Consider the following 22,498-nt stretch of genomic DNA (forward strand, 5'->3'; position numbering starts at 1 on the left):
AGTTGTGTATAAGAGACAGGACCGCCCGCTGATGGGACAGCCCTACCGCCCGAGCCAGCCACCATCGACGGGGACCACGGCCCCGTTGACGTAGTCGGATGCCGGCGAGGCGAGGAAGACGACGGCTCCGGCGAGGTCGTCGGGGCGGCCCCAGCGGCCGGCGGGGATGCGGTCGAGGATCGCGGCGTTGCGAGTCGCGTCCTCGCGTAGCGCCTGGGTGTTGTCGGTGGCGATGTAACCGGGGGCGATGGCGTTGACATTGACACCACGGCTGGCCCATTCGTTGGCCAGGGCCCGGGTGAGCCCGACGAGGCCGGACTTGGCGGCGGTGTAGCCGGGAACGTTGATGCCGCCCTGGAAGCTGAGCAGCGACGCGGTGAAGACGATCTTGCCGTGGCCGCGTTCGACCATGCGGCGGCCGATCTCGCGGCTGAGGACGAACTGGGCGGACAAGTTCACCGCGATCACCTCGTCCCAGTCCTGGTCGGAGTGTTGGGCCGCGGGTCTGCGTTTGATGGTGCCAGCGTTGTTGACCAGGATGTCGACGGGACGGCCGTCGCGTTCGAGTCGATCGGCGAGCGCGGTCACGGCGTCGCGGTCGGCGAAGTCGACCTGGTACCCGGTGAAGCCGCGGCCGTGGCCGCGCACTCGCTTCTCGATCTCACTGCCGGTGGGTTCGAGGTGGGCGCTGACGGCGATGATGTCGGCTCCCGCGGCGGCGAGGGCGTCGGCCATGGCGAGCCCGATGCCGCGCCGGGCACCGGTGACGACGGCGAGTCGTCCGGTGAGATCGAAGGGGTTCACGCGGTGGCCTCCTGGCAGTCGACGAGGACTTTCATGACGTCGCCGCCGGCGCGTAGGGCGGTGAACGCGGCGGCGGCGTTGTCGAGCGGTTCGACGCGGGAGATGAGCGCCTCGGCCGGCACCTTGCCCTGGCTGAGCAGGGCGATGGCGGTGTCGTAGTCACCCCGGTCGTAGACCCGGGCGCCGACCATGGTGAGTTCCCGCCAGAAGAACCGGAACAGGTCGACCTGCCGTGGCTGGTTGTGGATGCCGACGACGACCAGCCGACCGCGTACGGCGAGTAGCCGGACGGCCGTGTCGACGCCGGGGGCGGAGCCGGAGACCTCGAAGGCGACCGCGGCGCCGGCGCCTTCGGTCCACGCGTCGACCTCGGCGGCGATGTCGTCGTGTGCCGGGTCGAGCGTGCGCAGCCCTGAAGCTTGGGCGACGGCGCGCCGGTGTGGGTCGAGTTCGAGGATGGTCACCTGCGCCCCGACCGACCGGGCGACCAGGGCGATCAGCACGCCGACCGGTCCACCGCCGATCACGACAGCCTTCTCGCCGGACCGCAGTTCGGCGCGGCGTACGTCGTGTACCGCGACCGCCGTGGGCTCGACCAGCGCGCCGTGGGTGAGCGGCAGCTCCGCCGGCAGGGGCACGACGACGCCGGCCGGTACGGTCCAGCGTTGCTGCATCGCACCGGCCGAGTCGATGCCGATGAAGTTGAGCCGGTGGCAGATGTGGTGGTGTCCGGCGTGGCAGGCGGGGCAGGTGCCGCACCACTGAAGCGGCATGACCGTGACCGGCTGGCCGACGGTCAGATCGTCGACGCCGGGGCCGAGGGCGGCGACCCGGCCGGACATCTCGTGGCCGATCGTCTGTGGTGTTCGGACGCGGTGGTCCATGGCACCGTGCAGGATGTGCAGGTCGGTGCCGCAGATGCCGGTGTACGCCACCTCGATCTGCACCTGCCCGGGCCCGGGGGTGACGGGGGGCCGGTCCTCGACCACGATCGTCGCGTTGCCGGCGTACACCGCTGAACGCATGAGAGACCTCTATTCGGATTGGTGTTCTGGGCGGCCGCTGTGGTGTGCACCGGGCGCGACAATGCGCCCGTCCGGATGTGCCGGCTGCTTCCGGTCCGATCCGCCCGGCGGTCACGGCGCCCACTCCCGGACGGCCCATGAGCCGGATGGCTCGGACCGTTCGGTCGTCAGATCGGCCGTGGTGCCGGCGCGCCGTCACGTAGGTGCGCTCGGAGCCAGGTCTCGGTCGTGGTGATGTGCATCAGCGCCGCGGCCTGGGCCACGATGGCGTCGCCGGCGACCAACGCGGCGTAGATCGCCTCGTGTTCGCGAAGCGTCTGTCCGGCGGCGTCGGCGTCGACCAGGCCCCGCCACACCCGAGCGCGCAGCGTCCGACTGGATATGCCCTCGAGCACCGTCGAGAGCGTCTCGTTGCCGGTGGCGGCGATGACCGCGCGGTGGAACGCGGCGTCGTGCTGGTTGAGCAGTTCCACGTCGTCCGCCGCCGCGCGCATGGCGTCGAGGTGACCTCTGATCTCGGCGAGCTGCCTCGGGGAGACGCGAGTGGCGGCCAGCGCGGTGGCGACGGGTTCGAACAGCCGGCGCACCTCGGTGAGTTCCAGCATGGTGTCGCCCTGTAGCAGCTCCACGGCCTCGCCGATGCCTTCCAGCAGCAGCTTCGGCTGCAGGCTGGTGACGAAGGTGCCGTTGCCGCGTCGTACCTCCAGCACGCGCGCGGCGACCAGCGCCCGGACGGCTTCGCGCATGATGTTGCGCCCCACACCGAGGTCGGCGGCGAGTTGCTGCTCCGGGGGCAGCCTCGATCCCGGCGGCAGCTCACCCGACTGGATGAGCTCCCGGATGCGCGTCATGGCCTTGTCGGTCAGCGACATCTACGGCGCCCTTGGCGGTCGGCCCCGGCCACGAGGTCAGGGAGGTGAACGGAGGTTCCTGGTGGCCGGAAAGCCTAGCAGAGTAATCCCATGTCCCGAAACGGTTAGTAGCTAGAAGGTGACTTGCTCTGTCCAGAGTCGCCTAAGGTTTTCCTGGTGAAGGCGAGGATGTGAAGCGGTGTCTAGACGAGACGCATCGCTGCGGCTATAAAGACATCCCATGGCAAGGGAGTGCTGTCGGGATGATGGCGCAGTGCGTAGGAGCGGCGTGGGACAGCGCCCACCCGGTGGTCGGCAGGGCCGGGCGTGGGGAAGAGGTACGCAGTCATGGCTGAGGTGATCAACGCGATCGAGGCGGTGGACGTCCGCTTCCCGACCTCCCGTGAGCTCGACGGGTCGGACGCGATGAACCCGGAGCCCGACTACTCGGCGGCCTACGTCACGATCCGTACCAGCGGTGGCCAGGAAGGCTACGGCCTGGCTTTCACCGTGGGGCGCGGCAACGACGTCCAGGTCGCCGCGGTGCAAGCACTCGCGCCACTCGTGATCGGTCTACCGCTGGCGGACATCCTGGCCGATCTCGGCGGGTTCTCCGACCGGCTGACCGGCGACAGTCAGCTACGGTGGCTCGGCCCGCACAAGGGGGCGATCCACATGGCCGCGGGCGCTATCGTCAACGCGACCTGGGACCTGTACGCCCGCAGGGAAGGCAAGCCAGTCTGGCGGCTGCTGGCGGCGATGACGCCGGAGCAGCTGGTCGACCTCGTCGACTTCCGCTACCTGCGGGATGCCCTGACCCCTGAGGAAGCGCTGGAGATCCTGCGGCGTGCTGAGCCCGGGCGCGCCCAGCGCGAGCAGCACCTGCTCGCCCGGGGGTACCCGGCCTACACCACCACTCCGGGGTGGCTTGGCTATACCGACGAGAAGCTGGTACGCCTGGCGAGGCAGGCGGTGGCGGACGGATTCGATCTGATCAAGCTGAAGGTCGGCGCCGACCCGGACGCCGACGTACGACGGCTGCGGTTGGCGCGCGAGGCGGTCGGCCCGGACATCCGCATCGCCATCGACGCCAACCAGGCCTGGGGAGTCGAGCAGGCGATCGCCTCGTTGGAGCCGTTGGCACCGTACCGCCCGTACTGGATCGAAGAACCGACGTCGCCGGACGATGTGCTCGGCCACGCCGCGATCCGGAGGGCGGTGGCGCCGATCAGGGTCGCGACCGGCGAACACTGCCACAACCAGGTGATGTTCAAACAACTGCTGCAGGCCGGCGCCGTCGACATCCTGCAGATGGACGCCAGCCGGGTCGCGGGGGTGACCGAGAACGTCGCGATCCTGCTGCTGGCCGCCAAGTACGGCGTGCCGGTCTGTCCGCACGCCGGGGGCGTGGGTCTGTGCGAGATGGTGCAGCACCTGGCGATGTTCGACTACGTCGCGGTCTCCGGTAGCACCGAAGGTCGGGTGATCGAGTACGTCGACCACCTACACCAACACTTCGTCGACCCGGTCGTTGTCCGCGACGGTCACTACGTGGCGCCGACCGCCCCGGGTCTGGGTGCCCGGATGCGCCCGGCGTCGATCGCCGCGTACCGCTATCCGGACGGCCCGCAGTGGGTGTCTGCCGAACAACCGCCCAGCCCGCGATTCGAGCCTGTGCCCCGATAGGAGCTGTGATGAACCGTAGGAGACTCTCGGTGGTCGCGGTGGTCGCCGTGTCCACGCTCCTGGTGAGCGCGTGCGCCGACACCGACACCACCACCGGCGGTGGCGCACCCGTGGTGGGTGTCGACTACCCCCGGTCGGACACCGACTTCTGGAACTCGTACATCAAGTACACGCCGCAGTACGCCACGGAACTCGGTCTGGACCTGAAGACCACCAACTCGCAGAACGACGTCGCGAGGCTGACCTCTAACGTGCAGACCCTCATCAGCCAGGATGTCAAGGGCATCGCGATGGCGCCGCAGGACACCGCCGCCATCGCCCCGGCGCTGCAGACCCTGGCCACGAAGAAGATCCCGGTGGTGACCATCGACACCCGCCCGGACCAGGGTGACGTGTTCATGGTGGTTCGCGCCGACAACCGCGCCTACGGCGAGAAGGCGTGCCAGTTCCTGGGCGCCAAGCTCAAGGGCGCCGGCAAGGTCGTCATGTTGCAGGGCGACCTGGCGTCGATCAACGGCCGTGACCGCACCGAGGCGTTCAACGAGTGTATGAAGAAGAACTTCCCGGGGATCACCGTGTTCGGGGAGGCGACGAACTGGGACGGGGCGATCGCCTCGCAGAAGCTGCAGATCCGGCTCACCGAGCACCCCGACATCAAGGGCGTCTACATGCAGTCGAGCTTCGCGCTGGCCGGTACGCTGCAACTGCTCAAGCAGCGTGGCCTGCTGACCAAGCCGGACGATCCCAGGCACGTGTTCGTGGTCTCCAACGACGGTATTCCGAAGGAACTGCAGGACATCGCGGCCGGCAACATCGACGCCACCGTGTCGCAGCCGGCCGACCTCTACGCCAGGTACGCGCTGTACTACCTCAGGGCGGCCATCGACGGTAAGACCTTCCAGCCCGGGCCGACCGACCACGACAGCACGATCATCCAGGTACGCCCCGGAGTGCTCGAAGACCAGCTGTCCGCCCCGCTGGTCACGCTCGACGGCGGCGTCTACGGCGGCGTGCCGAGCCTCAAGCCCGACGACAAGTCCCTGTGGGGCAACAACATCGGCTGATCAGCCCTAAGGACGGTACGCACATGAGTGGCAGCGGGGAGCGTCCGGCGCGTTCGGTATCCACCCCCACCGGCGACGGGCAGACCCGGCGGGACCTCCCCGTCGCCGAGGCGGCGAACATCACCAAGCGGTACGGCTCCACCGTGGCGCTGCACGACGCCGGGATCACCGTACGCCCGGGTGAGACGCACGCGCTGGTCGGCCGCAACGGCGCGGGCAAGTCCACCCTGGTGTCGATTCTGACCGGGCTACAGGCTCCGGACTCCGGCTCGATCCGGTTCTCCGGCGTACCGGCGCCGCGGCTGTCGGATCGCGACGCGTGGCGGCGGCACGTCGCATGCGTCTACCAGAAGTCGACCATCATCCCCGAGTTGACCGTGGCGGAGAACCTGCTGCTCAACCGGTACGACCGGGGACGCGGCGGGCTGATCAGCTGGCGTTCGCTACGACGGCGGGCGCAGGAGCTGCTGGCCGCCTGGTCGGTGGATGTCGACGTACAGACCAGAGCGGGCGACCTGAGCGTCGAGCAGCGCCAGTTCGTCGAGATCGCCCGGGCCCTGTCGTTCGGAGCCCGGTTCATCATCCTGGACGAGCCGACCGCCCAGCTGGACGCCGCCGCGATCGCCCGGCTGTTCACCGGTATCCGTGACTTGCAGGAGCAGCGGGTCACCTTCCTGTTCATCAGTCACCACCTGCAGGAGATCTACGAGATCTGCGACATGGTGACCGTCTTTCGCGACGCCCGCCACATCGTCACCGCACCGGTCGGCGAACTGCCTCGCCACGACCTGATCGCCGCGATGACCGGAGAGGCCAACAGTCTGCAAGCGCCACGTGCCCGTACCGCACCAGCCGCGTCGGCGCAGGTGGTCCTCGACGTGGCTGCCCTGTCGACGGCGGGCGCCTTCGACGACGTGTCGTTCCAGGTGCGCGCCGGTGAGATCGTGGGCCTCGCCGGCTCAGGCGGCAGCGGCAAGACCGAGGTCGCCGAGACCATCGTGGGGCTGCGCACCGCCGATGCCGGCACCATCGATGTCGCCGGCCGCCGGCCACGCGCCGGTGACGTCAGTGCGGCCCTGGCCGCCGGCGTCGGATTCGTCCCGCAGGACCGCCACCACCAAGGACTCGTCGCCGGCATGTCGATCGCCGACAACGCCACGTTGACGATTTCCGCCCGGCTCGGCTCGGCCGGCTTTCTCAACACCCGGCGCCGCGACGCGGTCGCGGCCGCAGCGATCGACGACCTGGCGATCAAGACGCCCGGACCGCAGCTGCCCGTGTCCGGGCTGTCCGGCGGCAACCAGCAGAAGGTCGTCATGGCCCGCGCGCTGGCGAACGACCCGCGCCTGCTGGTCCTTGTCACCCCCACCGCGGGCGTGGACGTGCGGTCCAAGGAGTTCCTGCTCGGCAAGGTGGAGCAGGTCGCCGAAACCGGCACCGGTGTCGTCATCGCCTCTGACGAGCTCGACGACCTGCGACTGTGCGACCGGGTCCTGGTGATGTTCCAGGGTCGCGTCGTCGCCGACATGCCCAGCGGCTGGCGGGACCGGGACGTCGTGGCCGCAATGGAAGGACTGACCATCGATGCCTGAGACCACAACTGCGCCGAAAGCACCGACGACGGGTGTGGCCACGGAGGGCGTACCCGGCCAGCGCCGGATCGCCGGCAAGGTCGCCCTCGCGCGGTTGCGGGATCTCGCACTGGTGCCGGCCATCGTCATCATCGCTATCGTCGGCCAGCTCATCAATCCGGTCTTTCTGCAGCCCGACAATCTGATCAACATCGTTCAGACGATGTCGGAGATCGCCCTCCTCGTGCTGGCCCAGACCATCGTCCTGGTCGCCGGCAAGATGGATCTGTCGCTGGAGTCCACCTTCGGCCTGGCCCCGGGCGTCGCCGCCTGGGTGACCGTCGCCGTCGGCGCCGGACACGGACTCGGACTGGTACCCGGCGGCTGGGCCATCCCGATCACCCTGGCGGTCGGCGCACTGATCGGCGTCGCCAACGCCGTGCTGATCGTCCGGTTCGGCCTGCACGGTTTCATCGTGACGCTGGGCATGCTCATCGTCCTGCGCGGGCTGCTCACCGGCATCTCCGGCGGCCAGACGTTCTTCAACCTGCCCGAGTCGATGATGTATCTCGGCACGGCGGTGTGGTGGGGCATCCCCGCGTCGATCTGGATTTGCGTGGCACTGTTCGCCGCCGGCATCGTCCTGCTCGGCTACACCAGTTTCGGGCGCTCGCTCTACGCCATCGGCGGCAATGTCGACGCGGCCAGAGCCGCCGGTATCCGCACCGACCGCGTACTGTGGGTCGCCCTGGTCAGCGCGAGTAGCCTCGCCGCCCTCGGCGGGTTGATGCTGTCCGGCCGTCTCGCCTCCGTGGCGGCCTCGCAGGGAAACGGCGCCATCTTCACCGTGTTCGCCGCCGCGGTCATCGGTGGCGTCAGCCTCAACGGCGGCAAGGGCACCATGTTCGGCGCCTTCACCGGCATCCTGCTCCTCTTCATGATCCAGAATGTGCTGACGCTGGCCGGCGTACCGGCTCAGTGGATCGGCGCGCTCAACGGCGCCATCATCCTCATCGCCCTGGTCGTGTCCCGCATCACCGGGGGCAAGGCGCAGGAATAGCCGACCCGCGGCCGCTGCCGGCGGCGGGTCGCCGGGCACGCCGTGACTAGCGTTTTCTGGCAGCCTGGTGCTTCCATCGCGGCCACTGGGCATCCTGGGCTGCTTCGGGTCCGTCGGGGCGGACAGGAGTATGGACAGGTCAGCCGGAAGTCCTCTACCCTCGTCCAAAGACCGTTATGGTCGTCGATGTGTTCCGACGGCGCGGCAGCCATCGACCCTCACTGTCTCCGAGCTGTTGCCCCCGCTCGGCGGTAGCGGCCCGTCGGCATGGCACCCGGTAGGCCGACAACAACCTCCGGCTACGGCCTCGGCGCGTCGGCGCGCGCCCCAGCCTGGCAGTCACCTGTTCAGGAAGGGGATTGCACCCTCATGTCCACCCGGATCCAGAGAACTCTCGTCGTGCGCTGGCAGGCCGCGGGTTCGGCCCTCCTGCTGGCCACGGCCACCCTCGTCACCACACTCGCGACCGCGCCCCGAGCCTCGGCGCATCCCATCGTTGCCACCGATTTCCAGCAGGTCCAGCTCGCCCGGGGCGTGCCCGAGGTGGGCGAGCCGATGTCGCTGGCCATCCTTCCCGACCGTTCGGTGCTGCACACCGCCCGCAACGGGACCGTGCGCCGTACGGACGCCAGCGGAAACACGTCGGTGATCGGGACGATCCCGGTCTACACCCACGACGAGGACGGCCTCCAGGGCATCGGCGTCGACCCGGGGTTCGCCACCAACCGGCACATCTACCTCTACTACGCCCCGCCGCTGTCCACGCCGGGCGGCGACGCGCCGGCCACCGGCAGCAACTGGTCGGCCTGGCAGGGCGTCAACCGGCTCTCCCGCTTCACCCTGAACGCCGACTTCAGCCTCAACGCGGGCAGCAAGGTGGACATCCTGGATGTGGCCGCCGACCGAGGGATGTGCTGCCACGCCGGTGGCGACATCGACTTCGACGCGGCAGGAAACCTCTACCTGTCCACCGGGGACGACTCGAACCCGTTCGACTCGGCCGGGTACTCGCCACTGGACGAGCGGACCAACCGCAACCCGGCGTTCGACGCGCAGCGTTCCGCCGCCAACACCAATGACCTGCGCGGCAAGATCTTGCGGATCAAGGTGAACGCGGACGGGTCGTACTCGATACCGGCCGGCAACATGTTCGCGCCCGGTACGACCCGGACCCGGCCGGAGATCTACGCGATGGGTTTCCGCAACCCGTTCCGGATGAGCGTCGACAAGGCCACCGGCGTGGTGTACGCCGCCGACTACGGGCCGGACGCCGGATCGACCTCGGCACGCGGACCGCAGGGCCAGGTCGAGTTCAACCGCGTCACGGGCCCCGGCTTCTACGGCTGGCCGTACTGCACCGGCGCGAACACGAGTTCCGAGACGTATTCCGAATGGAACTTCGCCAACAACACCGCGGGCCCGAAGTACAACTGCTCGGGCGGGCCGACGAACAACTCCTTCCGTAACACCGGCCTGAGCACGCTGCCCGCTGCCAAGCCCGCCTGGATCCGGTACGCCGGCGACGCCGGCAGTCCGCCGGAGTTCGGCAGCGGCGCCGAGTCGCCGATGGCCGGCCCGGTGTACCGCTACGACCCCAACCTGAACTCGCCGACGAAGTTTCCGCAGGCGTTCGACGGGCAGTTCTTCGCCACCGAGTTCGGCCGGCGTTGGATAAAGCCGATCCACGTCAACGCGGACGGCTCCCCAGGCGCGATCGACAGCTTCCCCTGGCGCGGCACGCAGATCATCGACTCGGCCTTCGGCCCCGACGGCGCGTACTACGTGCTCGACTACGGCACCGGGTTCCACAACGGGGACGCGAACTCCGCGCTCTACCGGATCGACTACGTCGGCGCGGGCAACCGGGCGCCCACCGCGGTCGCCAACGCGGACAGGACGACCGGCCAGGCGCCGCTCACGGTGAACTTCTCCTCGGCCGGCTCGTCCGACCCCGAGGGCGGGGCGTTGACGTACGCCTGGAACTTCGGCGATGGCACCTCCTCCACCGCCGCCAACCCGACGAAGACGTACAACGCCAACGGCAACTACACGGCCACCTTGACCGTACGCGACCCGGAGGGCGCCACCGGCACCGCCAACGTGCGGATCACGGTCGGCAACACCGCGCCGTCGGTGACCATCAACACTCCCGCCGCCGGGGAGCTCTTCGCGTTCGGCGACACCGTGCCGTTCAGCATCACCGTGAACGACCCGGAGGACGGCGCGATCGACTGCGCCAAGGTGAAGATGACCTACATCCTCGGTCACGACAGCCACGGCCACCAGATCACCTCGAAGGCCGGCTGCTCCGGCACGCTCACCATCCCGGTCGACGGTGAGCACGACGACGCGGCGAACATCTTCGCCGTCTTCGACGCCGAGTACACCGACAACGCCGGGCTCACCACGCACACGCAGCACATCCTCCAGCCGAAGCACCGGCAGGCCGAGCACTACAAGAGCGCGTCCGGGATCGCGACCTTCGACAAGTCAACCGCCCAGGGCGGCAAGACCGTCGGCAACGTCGAGAACGGCGACTGGATCGCCTTCGAGCCGTACAAGCTGAACAACGCCGCCTCGTTCAGCGCGCGGGTGTCCTCCGGCGCGGCGGGGGGCACGTTGCAGGTCCGGGCCGGCTCGCCCACCGGCACCGTTCTCGGCTCGGCCACCGTCCCGGCCACCGGCTCGTGGGAGACCTTCACCACCGTCACCGGTTCGATGTCCGGCGCACCCGCCGGCACCACCACGCTCTACCTGACTTTCGCCGGCGGCTCCGGGTACCTCTTCGACGTCGACGCGTTCACCTTCAACACCGGTGGCCCGACGCCGACGCCGGGTACGGGGCCGATCGTGGGGATCGCGGGTAAGTGTCTGGACGTGCGTAACGGTAGTGCGGCTGACGGGACGCAGGTGCAGATCTGGTCGTGTACGGGTGCGGCGTCGCAGCAGTGGACGGTGACGGCGGGTTCGACGATCAGGGCGTTGGGCAAGTGCCTGGACATCGCCGGCTCCAGCACGGCGGATGGCGCGAAGGTGCAGTTGTGGAGCTGCCACGGTGGCGCGAACCAGAACTGGCAGGCGCAGCCGGACGGTTCGGTGCGCAATCCGCAGTCGGGTAAGTGCCTGGACGTGTCGGGCAGCAGTTCGTCGGACGGTGCGGTGGTGCACCTGTGGAGCTGCCACGGCGGTGCCAACCAGAAGTGGACCCTGCCCTGATGTCCCGTCATCAGAAAGAGAGCAACTGACATGCGCAGACATCCCCGAACCCTGCTCGGCGGCGCGGTGGCGCTACTGGCCGCCATGGCCTGCACCGTACCCGCCGGTCCCGCGGCGGCCGCGGACGCGCCGTACGACGTCCTGGTGTTCTCCAAGACCGCCGGTTTCCGGCACGACGCGATTCCCGTCGGTATCCAGACCATCCGCGACCTCGGCGCGGCGAACAACTTCACCGTCACCGCCACCGAGGAGGCCAACCACTTCACCACCGGCAACCTGAGCCGCTACGAGGCGGTTGTCTTCCTCAACACCACCGGGGACGTGCTCAACGACACCCAGCAGTCGGCGTTCCAGTCGTACATCGGTTCGGGTGGCGGCTTCGTCGGCGTCCACTCGGCCGCGGACACCGAGTACAACTGGCCGTTCTACGGCAACCTGGTCGGTGCCTACTTCGCCTCGCACCCGGCCATCCAGCAGGCCAACATCAAGGTCGAGGACCGGGCGCACGCGGCGACCGCGCACGCGCCGCAGACCTGGACCCGCACCGACGAGTGGTACAACTTCCGGACCAACCCGCGCGCCAGCGCGCGCGTGCTGGCCACGCTCGACGAGTCGTCGTACTCGGGCGGCTCGATGGGCGCCGACCATCCGCACTCCTGGTGCAAGACCTACTCCGGTGGGCGATCCTTCTACACCGGCGGCGGGCACACCCAGGCGTCGTACGCCGAGCCGGCGTTCCGGGCGCACCTGCTCGGCGGCATCCGGTACGCGGCGGGTCGGACCAAGGCCGACTGCCGGCCGGAGAGCGGCTACACACCCCTCTACAACGGCTCGACCACCGGCTGGTCGCAGGCCGGCCCGGGCGGGTTCACCAACTCCGACGCGACCCTCAGTTCGTACGGCGGCCTGGGCCTGCTCTGGTACGGCGCGCGGCAGTTCACCAACTACTCCCTGAAGCTGGACTGGAGGATGCCCGGCGACGACAACTCCGGCGTCTTCATCGGCTTCCCACCGTCGAACGATCCCAACTCGGCGATGACCAACGGCTACGAGGTGCAGATCGACGCCACCGACGCGCCCGACCGCACCACCGGGTCGATCTACGCCGTCAAGGCCCCGGATACCGCCGCGCGGGACGCGGCGCTCAACCCGCCGGGGGAGTGGAACACCTTCGAGCTGCTGGTCGAGGGGGAGCGGCTCCAGGTCTTCCTGAACGGCGTGAAGATCAACGAGTTCACCAACACCGACCCCGCCCGATCGCTCGCGGGCCACATCGGGATCCAGAACCACGGTACGGGCGACGACGTGTCGTTCCGTAACATCCGGCTCAGGGAGCTGGGCGGGCCGACCCCGACGCCCGGCACGGGGCCGATCGTGGGGATCGGCGGTAAGTGCCTGGACCTGCGCAACGGTAGCTCGGCCGACGGGACGCAGGTGCAGATCTGGTCGTGTACCGGTGCGGCTTCGCAGCAGTGGACGGTGACGCCGGGCTCGACGATCAAGGCGTTGGGCAAGTGCCTGGACATCAGCGGCTCCAGCACGGCCAACGGCGCGAAGGTCCAGTTGTGGAGCTGCCACGGTGGCGCGAACCAGAACTGGCAGGCGCAACCGGACGGCTCGGTGCGCAATCCGCAGTCGGGTAAGTGCCTGGACGTGTCGGGCAGCAGCTCGTCGGACGGTGCGGTGGTGCACCTGTGGAGCTGCCACGGCGGCGCCAACCAGAAATGGACCCTGCCCTGATGGCTCTGCCCATGGATCGCCGACACTTCGTCAAGGCGGCGGCACTGTCCGCCGGTGCCGCCGCCATGCCCTCGGTGATGGTCGCCCGACCGGCCCTCGCTGCCGTCCCGCCGCAGGTCACGCTCCCCGAACGGGGGATCTACGACACCGCCGTCGCCACCGACTGGACCGACGGTTTCCTGACCGGCAACGGCGAGTACGGCGCCATCCTGTACGGCGCTCCGACGCTGGAGAAGGTGATCCTCAACCACCACCGCTTCGTCCTGCCGAACGGCACCCGGAACCTGACCCCACCGGTCCTCTCCGGTCGGCTCGCCGGCGTTCGGAACAAGGCGCTGGCCGGTGACTACCGCGGTGCGAACACCGACTTCAGCTCCGGCTGGAGCCTGCGCTGGACCCAGGCCTTCCACCCGGGTTACGAGCTGCGGATCAGCACGCCGGGCATGACCACGGCCAACGACTACGCCCGGATCACCGACTTCCGCACCGGCGAGGTCACCTCCACCTGGACCGACGGCTCCGGCGTCTGGACCCGGCGGGCCTTCGTCTCCCGGGCCGACAGGGTGGTCGTCCACGAACTCGCCCCCGCGCCCGGCCGGACGATCGACACCACGTTGAGCGTCAACACGGCGCTCGCCGGTGTCGCCAACTCGGTCCGCTTCACGACCCTCACCACGGTCAGCAACGGCTCCGGCTATCTGAACCTGCGGGGCACGTACCCGTCCGGGCAGGGAGCGTTCGGCTACGAGGGGGTCACCCGGGTCGTCGCCACCGGCGGCACGGTGAGCGCGAACGGAACGACGATCGTCGTCACCGGCGCCACCCGGCTCGTGCTGCTGACCAAACTCGACCGGTACGAGTCGTCCACCGCCTGGGACGCCAGACCACTGCACGCCGCGCTGTCCGCGCTGACTGCCGACTACTCCGCGCTCCGTGGCCGGCACGTCGCCCTGCACACCGCGATGTACGACCGTTCCCGCCTCGACCTGAACGTCTCGGCCACCGATCGGCGGCTGTCGACCAGCGAACTGATCACCCGGCAGAACGCCAACCGTGGCGTCATCGACATCGCCCTGCTGGAGCGGCTGTACGACTCCGGCCGCTATCTGTTCATCAGTTCCAGTGGGGTCCTGCCACCGCGGCTGACCGGCATCTGGGCCGGGTCGTGGAACGCCGCCTGGGCCGACGACTTCACCACCGACGCGAACGTCAACCTGCAGGTCGCCGGCGGCAACATCCTCGACCTCACCGACGCCATGCAAGGCTACTTCGATCTGGTCCTCGACCAGCTCGCCCACTGGCGGACCAACGCCCGGAACCTCTACGGCGCCCGCGGGTTCCTCGCCCCGTCCCGCACCGACGGTGAGTACGGCCACATGCTGCACTTCGACGCGGGCTTCCCGGGCCACTGCTGGACCGGCGGCGCCGACTGGCTGCTCTACCCGCTGCTGGAGTACTACCAGGTCACCGGCGACCAGGCATTCCTCCGGGACAAGCTGGGCCCGGCCCTGATGGAGCTGGCCCTGTTCTACGAGGACTTCCTGACCCGCACCGACGCGAACGGCGACGTGGTGTTCGCACCGTCCTTCTCGATGGAGAACTCGCCGGCCAGCACCGGTGTCCTCCTGGCGGTCAACGCCACCGGCGACATCCAGGCCGGCAAGCACGCCCTGCGCGCCGCCATCGACGCCGCCAACGCCCTCGGCGTCGAACAGGGCAGCGGCCAGGGCGTCGAACGCTGGACCGCCCTGCTGGGCAAGCTGCCGCCGTACGCCATCAACGGCGACGGCGCTCTCGCCGAATGGTCATGGCCCGGGCTGACCGACCGCTACAACCACCGGCACGTCCACCACCTGTACGGGGCCTGGCCGCTGCACGAGATAAACCCCGAGGACGAGCCCGCACTCGTCACCGCCTCGCTCAGGGCGCTGGCCCTGCGCGGCGACGAGAACATCTCCGCGCACGGCAGCCTGCACCGGGCTCTGGCGGCCGCCCGGCTGAAGGACGGCACCCTCCTCTACGGCAATCTCCGGAAGATCATCGGCAACAACATGATCTTCCGGTCGCTGATGACCGCACACAACCCGAACCTCGACATCTACAACGCCGACGCGGCCCATGCCCTACCCGGCGTGCTCAGCGAGGCAATCGTCTACACCAGGCCCGGCATCGTCGAACTGCTGCCCGCCCTGCCCGACCAGCTCACGAAGGGCAGCATCACCGGCGTACGCGGCCGCAACCGGGTCCGCGTCGACAGCCTCACCTGGGACCTGGCCGCCCGTACCGTGACGGTGACGCTGACCTCGGCGGTCACCCAGAGGATCACCCTCATCAGTCGCCGCGGAATGGCCTCCGTCGCCACCTCCGTGCCGGTCGCCTCCTCTCCGCTCGGGTCGCATGCCCGGGTGATCTCACTGTCCGCCGGCGAATCGGCGCAGATCGTCGTGGCTCTGCCTGCCGGCTACTACCGGCTGGTGAACCGGCGCAGCGGGAAGGTGCTCGACGTCTCCGGCGCCTCCACCGCCAACGGCGCCAAGGTCGTCCAGTGGGCCTGGACCGGCGGCGCCAACCAGCAATGGCGGTTGGAACCCAATGCCGACCAGTCATTCAGACTGGTCAGCCGCAGCAGCGGCAAGGTGCTCAACGTCCCCGACGGCTCGACCACGCAGGGCATCCAGCTCGACCAGTGGTCCGACACGAGCAGCACCCACCAGTGGTGGCGACTGGTCGACACCGGCGACGGCTACTACCGCCTGGTGAACGTCCGCACCGGGCTCGTCGCTGACGTGTCGGGCGGCTCGTTGAGCGACGGTGCCCAGGTCATCCAGTGGGCCGCCAACGGTGGAACCAACCAGCAGTGGCAACTCGTCGCCGGGTAGCCGGCAGTGGAGGAGACGACCATGCTCCGTTTTCGTGCTCGACCCTTCCTGGCTCGGGTGTTGGCCGGTGCCCTGACCGTTGTCGGCGCGGTGCCGGGCATCGTGCTCGCCGGCGCCTCGCCGGCCGCCGCCGACACGACCCAGTTCCGCGGTGTCAACTGGGGTCGACTGGGTGACAACTTCCACGGCGGACCGCTGGTCCTGCACGGGCTGAGCAGTACCGACAGCTACTCGACGGTCCTGGCCAAGGCCAACGCGATCTACCAAGGCTTCCAGAACAACCTCGACGTCAACACCGTCCGGCTTCCGATCAACACCTACACCGTCGGTACGACCTGGTGGAACGCGTACACGGGCACGATCGACGCCGCCACGGCCAAGGGTTTCAAGGTCGTCCTGTCCTACTGGGACGACGGCGTCGCCGCCAGTGGCGGTCGGATCGTCAACCCGACCGCCTTCAACAACATGTGGAACACCGTGATCGCCAGGTACGGCAGCAACGACCTGGTCTACTTCGAGCCGATGAACGAGCCGGGCGGCCACAGCGCCAGCGACTGGGCGAACGTGGTCAGCAACTGGATCAGCGCCCGCCCCTCGATCCCGCGAGACCGCGTCTTCGTCAGCGGCGCCGGCCTGAACACCGACATCAAGTCGATGTGCGCCGACCGCCGCCTCGACGGGACGTTCCTGTCGCTACACCACTACACGTTCTTCAGCGGCGCGAAGAACTACGACCAGTGGGTGGCGTTCCTGCGGGACGCCATCGGCTCCTGCGCCGGGCGTACCGTCATGGACGAGTTCGGCGCACCGATGGACACCGGCCTCAACTACCACGACGCCACCAGCGCCGACAACTTCGTGCGCTACTTCCGCGCGACCACCACCGTGCTCCGGGAACTGCGGATCGGCTCGATCTACTGGCCCGGCCTCGGCGGCAAGATCACCGCGGGCCAGAGCGACGACTGGTATGCCATGCAGAAGCTGCACGGCACCGGCACCAACCTCACCCTCAGCACCCCGAACGCCAGCGGCGCCGACCGTCTCAGGTACGGCTGGGGCCTGGGTGACGGCGACGGCGCCCCGGCACCGACAAGCCTGCTACGCAACGTCGGCACCGGACGGTGCCTGGACATCCCCGGTGCCACCACGAGCAACACCCAGGTCCAGGTGAACGCCTGCAACGACACGGCCGCCCAGCGATGGACCGCGACGGCTGGCGGGCAGCTCACCGCCCTCGGCGGCCAGAAGTGCCTGGACGCGTACGGCGCGGGGACCGGCAATGGCACGGTGGTCGGCACGTACGCGTGCCACGGCGGCGCCAACCAACGGTGGACGATCGGCGGCGACGGCACCATCCGCGGCGTCCAGTCCGGCCTCTGCCTGGACGTCAACACCACCACCCTCAAAGTCCAGCTCTGGACCTGCTGGGGCGGCGACAACCAGAAATGGCAGGCGCAGAACGCGGTACCCGCGCGGAGTGACCTGTAGGGCCGCGGCCGGACAGCCGGGTCCGCCCGCAACGTCGAACACAACGGCGCACCCGCCGCCGGCTCCTGGACCGGCGGCAACCCGCGCTCGCCACCACCTGCACCGCCACGTGGCCCGCGTCGCCTTCCGGCGGCCTGCGTTCACGCGGTGGGTCACCGCCGCCCGGGCCTGGTCGAGTAGGTGTTCACCAGCAGGGCGGCGACGTCGGCGAGGCGTTCCGCGGTGTGCTCGACCGCGGCGGTGGGCAGCACGATGTGGCTGACCACGAGACGGACGACCGACTCGGCGCCGAACCGCAGATCGTCGTCGCTGATCTCCGGCGCGTGCGCACGCGCCCAGTCCTCGACGACCGCCGTGGCGGCGCCGAGCACCACCTCCGCCCGCGTGGTCAGGAACGGCAGCAGCGGGTCGGCGTCCCGCGCGCTGGTCAGGATCGCCGCACGTCGTCGCCGTGGGCGAACAGCCGCGAGCGCACGTCGGCGACGAAGCCGCCGTCACCTGGCGCGATCCCAAGAAGTACGTCTGGCCGCTGGCGCTGCTCGTGCCGGCACTCCCGTTTCTCGGCTTCGCGGTCTGGCGGTTGACCGGCGGTGCCGCCTGGAGTTGGTGGATCCCCGGAGTCCTCGTGTTCGGGGTGATCCCCGTCGTCGACCTGCTGATCGGCGACGACCGCGACAATCCACCCGAGGAGATCGCTCGCCGGCTACATCTGCTGCGCGGTGTGGGTCCACCGTGGACTGGGGATCGGCGGGATGGCAGGTCTGGTGTCCACCCTCGGCATCGTCAACGGCATCGCCATCAACACCGCCCACGAGCTGGGGCACAAGCGTGAGAAGGTCGAACGCTGGCTATCCAAGATAGCCTTGGCGCCGACCGGATACGGGCACTTCTACGTCGAGCACAATCGCGGCCACCACGTGCGCGTCGCGACCCCCGAGGATCCGGCCAGCGCCCGGTTCGGTGAGAGCTTCTGGATGTTCTGGCCGCGAACCGTGCTGGGCGGCCTCCGCTCCGCGTGGCGGCTGGAGAGCGGCCGATTCCGGATCCGCTCGCGCAGCCCATGGACGTGGCGCAACGACGTGCTCAATGCCTGGGCGATGACGGTGGTGCTCGCCGCCGGTCTGATCCTCGGTTTCGGGGTGCGGGTCGTGCCGTTCCTCGTGCTGCAGGCGATCGTCGGCTTCTCCTTGTTGGAAGTCGTCAACTATCTCGAGCACTACGGTCTGTGCCGGCAGCGGACCGCGGGCGGGCGGTACGAGAAGGTCGACCCATGGCACAGCTGGAACAGCGACCGTGTTGTCACCAATGTCTTCCTGTTCCAGCTACAGCGACACAGCGATCACCACGCCAACCCGGTGCGGCGCTACCAGACGCTGCGTAGCTGCGACGCGGCCCCACAACTGCCGGCCGGATACGCCACCATGATCGTCGCCGCGCTGGTGCCGCCGCTGTGGCGGCGGATCATGGATCCGAAGGTGGCGGCCCACTACGGCGGCGACCTGTCGCTGGCCAATCGGCGGCGGTGACCCGACGCGGAGGCGACTGCCGAACTTCTCGGGCGCCTCGAGCAACCTTTCCGGTCCGCCAGACCACTGAAGTGTGTTCGGGTCGACTGAAACGGTTGAAGGAGAGCACCACCATGACCCCTCTGCACCCGCGTCGCCGGCTGCGCCCAGCGCTCGCGAGCGCCGTGTCCACGGCCATGCTGGCGGTCCTTGCCGGTTGCGGTGGCCCCTCTCCGGCCGGGCCTGTGACCGCCACGCCCACCACCCCCCAGGTGGCTGTCCCGTCCAGCACAGGGTCTCCGACGGCAGCGGCCGGCGCGGGCAGCCCGACGGCCCGACCGTCGGCCACCACCACCGCAACGCCGCAGCCGTCGTCCGCGAGTACCCCGCGGAAGACGTCCGCTGCGGCACCGTTGGCGGGACGGATTCGCCCGAAGGTCACCTACCGGGGTGACGCCACCGTCTACGACGCCGGAAACGGCGATGGGGCCTGCCTGTACGGCGCAAGCCGCGACCTCATGATCGCGGCGATGAACCACACCGACTACGAGTCAGCCAGGGCGTGCGGGGCGCACGTCCTCGTCCGTGCGGCCAACGGCGCCTCTGTCACGGTCCTGATCACCAACGAGTGCCCACTGCCCTGCGCACCCGGCCAACTCGACCTCAGCGCAGCGGCCTTCGCCAAGCTCGCCGACCCCTCGCGCGGCCGGATCCCGATCACGTGGAAACTGGTGAGCCCCGGCACGTCCACCACGATCTCGATCCGGTACAAGACCGGCTCCAGCAAATGGTGGTGCGCCATCCAGGCGATCGACCACCGGAACCCGGTGGCGCTGCTGGAGGTCCGCACCAGCGCCGGCTGGCAGCGCCTGCCCCGCACCGACTACAACTACTTCATCTCCGCCCGTGGCAGCGGGTGCGGCGGCGCGATCAGGATCACCGACATCTACGGCGAGCGACTGGTCATCAACGGGGTAGCGCTGCGGCCGGACGTCGTGCAGCCGACCCGGGTCCAGTTCGCCAAGCGCTGAACCGCCAGCGGACCACGGATCCGCAGGTGGGGGCCTGTCCTTGGGTCAGCCGGCGGCGGTGACCGAAAGCCGGACCGGCCCGCGGCGATGCCGTGGGCCGGTCGTCGGGTTCCTCGGATCTGGTGTGAGGGCGGCCCCGCACCGCGAAACCGCCCTCATCCGTCCACCGTTACGCTCGTGCCCAGCGTTGGTTGGTGCCGCCGTGGCAGTTCCAGACGATGACCGCGGTGCCGTTGGCGGTGCCGCCGCTGTTGACGTCGAGGCAGAGGCCGGTCTGGGCGTTGCTGATCGTGCCGTTGCTGTTGTGGGTCCACTGCTGGTTGGCGCCGCCGTGGCAGTCCCAGATCTGGACCCGGGTGCCGGCGGTGGCGTTGGATGCGACGTCGAGGCACTTGCCCATGGTTTGCAGGGTCGCGCCGTTGGCGGTGAACTGTTGGTTCCCGCCGGTGTGGCAGTCCCAGATCTGGGCCTGCGCTCCGTTGGTGGAGGAGGCTCCGCTGATGTCCAGGCAGCGGCCGGAGGCCTCACCGCGCAGCCGGTTACCGTTCGGGTCCGGCGTCGGAGTGGTCGGGTCCGGCGTCGGGGTGGTCGGGCCCGGCGTCGGGGTGCCGCCCTGGAACTGCGCGAAGAACCGCCACACCTCTGCCTTGGTCCAGGTCCGGGCGCCGTCCTCACAGCCAGAGCAGCCGTCCACCGGAGCTGGCCCGTGGCCGCTGTCGTATGCGGCCCACTGCACCGGGTACCCCGCCCGGCACGAGTAGAGGGTGGTGAAGTGTTGCCCGCTGCCCCGCGACGGTTCGCGCGGGTTCTGGGCGGCGCAGCCATTGTTACGCACGAATGTGTCACGCAGCGAACGGCCCTGGGAGATGTTGAGGACGTTGTCCGAGATCCCGTGGAGGCCGAAGTACGCGATCGGCTGGGTGCCGCCGCTGCATCCGCTCAGCTGTGCGCCGGAGTAGACCGCGACCGCTCGGAAGACGTTGGCCCGGGCGCACGCGAGTGCGTAGCTCATGCCGCCGCCGTAGCTGAAACCGAGTGCGAAGCGCTGCGTCGTGTCGACACAGAGGGCGGCATCGATTCGCCGGATCATGTCGTCGACGAAGGTGACGTCTTGACCACCGGGGTTGGCCCAGCCGTTGCCGTTACCCTGCGGCGCGACGAGGATCGCGGTGTTGTTCGACTGCTCCTGCATTCCGTAGTAGGACCAGGTGCTCCCGCTGCTCCCGCCCGAGGAGACGTCGTTCATGGTGCCACCGCGCCAGTGAAAGGCGAAGATCAACCGGTACGGGTTGTTGTTGTTGTAGTTGGCGGGAACCCGCAGGATGAAGCTGCGGTTCTGGCCGCCGCTCTGGATCGTGTGCGTACCGCTGTTCATACCCGGCGCCTTGCCGCAGCCGGCCGTCGCCGCGAGGGGGACGACGTCCGCGGCGGCGGACGCCAGGCGGATGCCGGCGGCACCGGCGCTGGCCAGTAAGGCTGTGGTGGCGATGGCGACCAGCAGACGCCATCGGTGGCGATTGGTGCCCTGTGGCATGGGTGTGCTCCGTTCTCTTGGGTGGTGGTTTCGGTTGGGCGTGGGCTCAGCGGTAGCCGGCCGCGACGATGTTGGCCTGTACCGCGTTCTCGGTCGCGTCGGACGGGTAGCCGGCGACCATCGCCCCTTCGTAGAAGGTGCCGGCGCTGAGGTTGGCGCCGCCGCCGGGCTTGCAGCAGTCCCCGCCGCTGCCGAGGATGATCGCGCCCTGCTTCTTCATCGGGCTGTATCCGGGAGGAAGAGCTCCGTCCCAGAGCGTGTAGAGGTTGCCGGACTGGGCGTTGCTGCCCTTGATGGCGAAGCGGGACGTCCCGTTGTTCTTCAGGGTCGCCGTGACGAACTTGCTGGTGAAGGAGCGCTGGTTGGGGTTCCAGGTCTGGCTGCCGCCGGGGTAGAGGCCCCATTCCAGGTCGGCCTGGACCCAGGGCCCGGTACCGGAGCATCCGCCGAACCAGCACTGGGTGCTGAAGTTGATGGCGTCCATCGCTCCGGCGGCGTCGGCCGATCGGGTCGTCTCACTGTTGCCGTAGTCGAAGCAGCAGCCGTTGTTGACGTGGGTGCCGCTGGTCACCATGTACATGCCTTCCGGCGCGCTGCCGGTCGGCACGCCGGTCAGGTGGCCGTCCCGCCAGTAGCTGTTACCGGGGTTGATGTAGAGGGAGTAGGCCTTGTTGCCCCCGATGGTCAGCGATTCGGAGGTGGCGATGGCCGGACGGCTCTGCGTGGAGCCGGGGACGACGCTCGACCCCTGGTACCACAGGTCGTTGCCTCTGCCGGACTGGTCGAAGACCACGGTGATGACGCAGGTGGTGCCGGCGCAGAACGAGTCCTGGGCCGCCGCGTTGGCAGCGCCCCCCGCGGCCAGGACGGCGATGTTCCGGGTCGTGTTGTCGGACGAACGGCGGACCTGGTAGAGGTTGCCGTTGTATGCGCCGTAGAGCGCCCGTACGGTGCTGTGCGCGGCGACGCAGGGAGTGCCACCCGAGGCGTAGATGTCGCAGGGGCCGCCACCGGCCGGCGGTGTGGGGGGCGGCGTGGTGGTGG

The 22,498-nt window shown here is 69.2% G+C and carries 17 protein-coding genes; 11 read left to right on the top strand and 6 right to left on the bottom strand.

Features of this window, described 5'->3' with window-relative positions; all coding sequences use genetic code 11:
* Positions 1 to 42: 42 nt before the first annotated feature.
* The 3 genes from kduD to E1165_RS20425 all read right to left on the bottom strand — a co-directional run bounded on the left by kduD (position 43) and on the right by E1165_RS20425 (position 2,701).
* Complete coding sequence (kduD, locus tag E1165_RS20415; RefSeq protein ID WP_132393396.1) at positions 43 to 804, bottom strand: 2-dehydro-3-deoxy-D-gluconate 5-dehydrogenase KduD; 762 nt, start codon at positions 802 to 804, stop codon at positions 43 to 45.
* A complete protein-coding gene (locus E1165_RS20420; protein WP_132393397.1) occupies positions 801 to 1,829 on the bottom strand; it encodes a zinc-binding dehydrogenase in 1,029 nt (342 codons plus the stop codon). The genes kduD and E1165_RS20420 overlap by 4 nt, the downstream gene beginning before the upstream one ends.
* A 167-nt stretch (positions 1,830 to 1,996) precedes the next feature.
* Complete coding sequence (locus tag E1165_RS20425) at positions 1,997 to 2,701, bottom strand: FadR/GntR family transcriptional regulator (protein WP_132393398.1); 705 nt, start codon at positions 2,699 to 2,701, stop codon at positions 1,997 to 1,999.
* Between the two features lie 327 nt (positions 2,702 to 3,028).
* On the opposite strand from E1165_RS20425, the gene E1165_RS20430 reads away from it, so the two are divergent.
* The 8 genes from E1165_RS20430 (at position 3,029) to E1165_RS20465 (ending at position 17,384) form a co-directional block, all read left to right on the top strand.
* Positions 3,029 to 4,366: an enolase C-terminal domain-like protein gene (locus E1165_RS20430; RefSeq protein ID WP_132393399.1), complete on the top strand. Its 1,338-nt coding sequence runs from the start codon at positions 3,029 to 3,031 to the stop codon at positions 4,364 to 4,366.
* 8 nt (positions 4,367 to 4,374) lie between these two features.
* Positions 4,375 to 5,430 carry a sugar ABC transporter substrate-binding protein gene (locus tag E1165_RS20435; RefSeq protein ID WP_132393400.1) on the top strand — a complete coding sequence of 352 codons (1,056 nt, stop codon included), beginning with the start codon at positions 4,375 to 4,377 and terminating at the stop codon, positions 5,428 to 5,430.
* Positions 5,431 to 5,453: 23 nt separating this feature from the next.
* Positions 5,454 to 7,022, top strand: a complete 1,569-nt coding sequence (locus tag E1165_RS20440; protein WP_132393401.1) for a sugar ABC transporter ATP-binding protein — start codon at positions 5,454 to 5,456, stop codon at positions 7,020 to 7,022.
* A gap of 112 nt (positions 7,023 to 7,134) precedes the next feature.
* Positions 7,135 to 8,061, top strand: a complete 927-nt coding sequence (locus tag E1165_RS20445) for an ABC transporter permease (RefSeq protein WP_243704887.1) — start codon at positions 7,135 to 7,137, stop codon at positions 8,059 to 8,061.
* Positions 8,062 to 8,430: 369 nt separating this feature from the next.
* A complete protein-coding gene (locus E1165_RS20450) occupies positions 8,431 to 11,277 on the top strand; it encodes a lectin (protein ID WP_132393403.1) in 2,847 nt (948 codons plus the stop codon).
* Positions 11,278 to 11,307: 30 nt separating this feature from the next.
* A complete protein-coding gene (locus tag E1165_RS20455; RefSeq protein ID WP_132393404.1) occupies positions 11,308 to 13,017 on the top strand; it encodes a ThuA domain-containing protein in 1,710 nt (569 codons plus the stop codon).
* Entirely contained in the window at positions 13,017 to 15,896 is a 2,880-nt protein-coding gene (locus E1165_RS20460) for an RICIN domain-containing protein (protein ID WP_132393405.1), read from the top strand. Before E1165_RS20455 ends, E1165_RS20460 begins: the two co-directional genes overlap by 1 nt.
* A 21-nt stretch (positions 15,897 to 15,917) precedes the next feature.
* The gene (locus E1165_RS20465) at positions 15,918 to 17,384 is read left to right on the top strand and encodes a ricin-type beta-trefoil lectin domain protein (protein WP_132393406.1); all 1,467 of its coding nucleotides are present in this window, start codon (positions 15,918 to 15,920) and stop codon (positions 17,382 to 17,384) included.
* 152 nt (positions 17,385 to 17,536) lie between these two features.
* On the opposite strand, the gene E1165_RS20470 is transcribed toward E1165_RS20465, so the two are convergent.
* Positions 17,537 to 17,818, bottom strand: a complete 282-nt coding sequence (locus tag E1165_RS20470) for a hypothetical protein (RefSeq protein WP_165945273.1) — start codon at positions 17,816 to 17,818, stop codon at positions 17,537 to 17,539.
* A gap of 17 nt (positions 17,819 to 17,835) precedes the next feature.
* Between E1165_RS20470 and E1165_RS30805 the strand changes: the two genes are divergently transcribed.
* The 3 genes from E1165_RS30805 (at position 17,836) to E1165_RS20480 (ending at position 19,920) form a co-directional block, all read left to right on the top strand.
* Positions 17,836 to 18,216, top strand: a complete 381-nt coding sequence (locus tag E1165_RS30805) for a hypothetical protein (protein ID WP_371687368.1) — start codon at positions 17,836 to 17,838, stop codon at positions 18,214 to 18,216.
* Entirely contained in the window at positions 18,137 to 18,910 is a 774-nt protein-coding gene (locus E1165_RS20475) for an alkane 1-monooxygenase (RefSeq protein ID WP_371687369.1), read from the top strand. The genes E1165_RS30805 and E1165_RS20475 overlap by 80 nt, the downstream gene beginning before the upstream one ends.
* 392 nt (positions 18,911 to 19,302) lie before the next feature.
* A complete protein-coding gene (locus E1165_RS20480) occupies positions 19,303 to 19,920 on the top strand; it encodes an expansin EXLX1 family cellulose-binding protein (RefSeq protein ID WP_243704888.1) in 618 nt (205 codons plus the stop codon).
* Positions 19,921 to 20,089: 169 nt separating this feature from the next.
* On the opposite strand, the gene E1165_RS20485 is transcribed toward E1165_RS20480, so the two are convergent.
* Together E1165_RS20485 and E1165_RS20490 are read right to left on the bottom strand one after the other, a co-directional pair.
* Positions 20,090 to 21,454, bottom strand: a complete 1,365-nt coding sequence (locus E1165_RS20485; protein ID WP_132393408.1) for a ricin-type beta-trefoil lectin domain protein — start codon at positions 21,452 to 21,454, stop codon at positions 20,090 to 20,092.
* Positions 21,455 to 21,500: 46 nt separating this feature from the next.
* A partial coding sequence (locus E1165_RS20490) for an arabinofuranosidase catalytic domain-containing protein (RefSeq protein ID WP_132393409.1) occupies positions 21,501 to 22,498 on the bottom strand: 998 nt, incomplete at its 5' end.

The sequence above is a fragment of the Micromonospora sp. KC723 genome (assembly GCF_004348595.1).
Taxonomy (GTDB): domain Bacteria; phylum Actinomycetota; class Actinomycetes; order Mycobacteriales; family Micromonosporaceae; genus Micromonospora.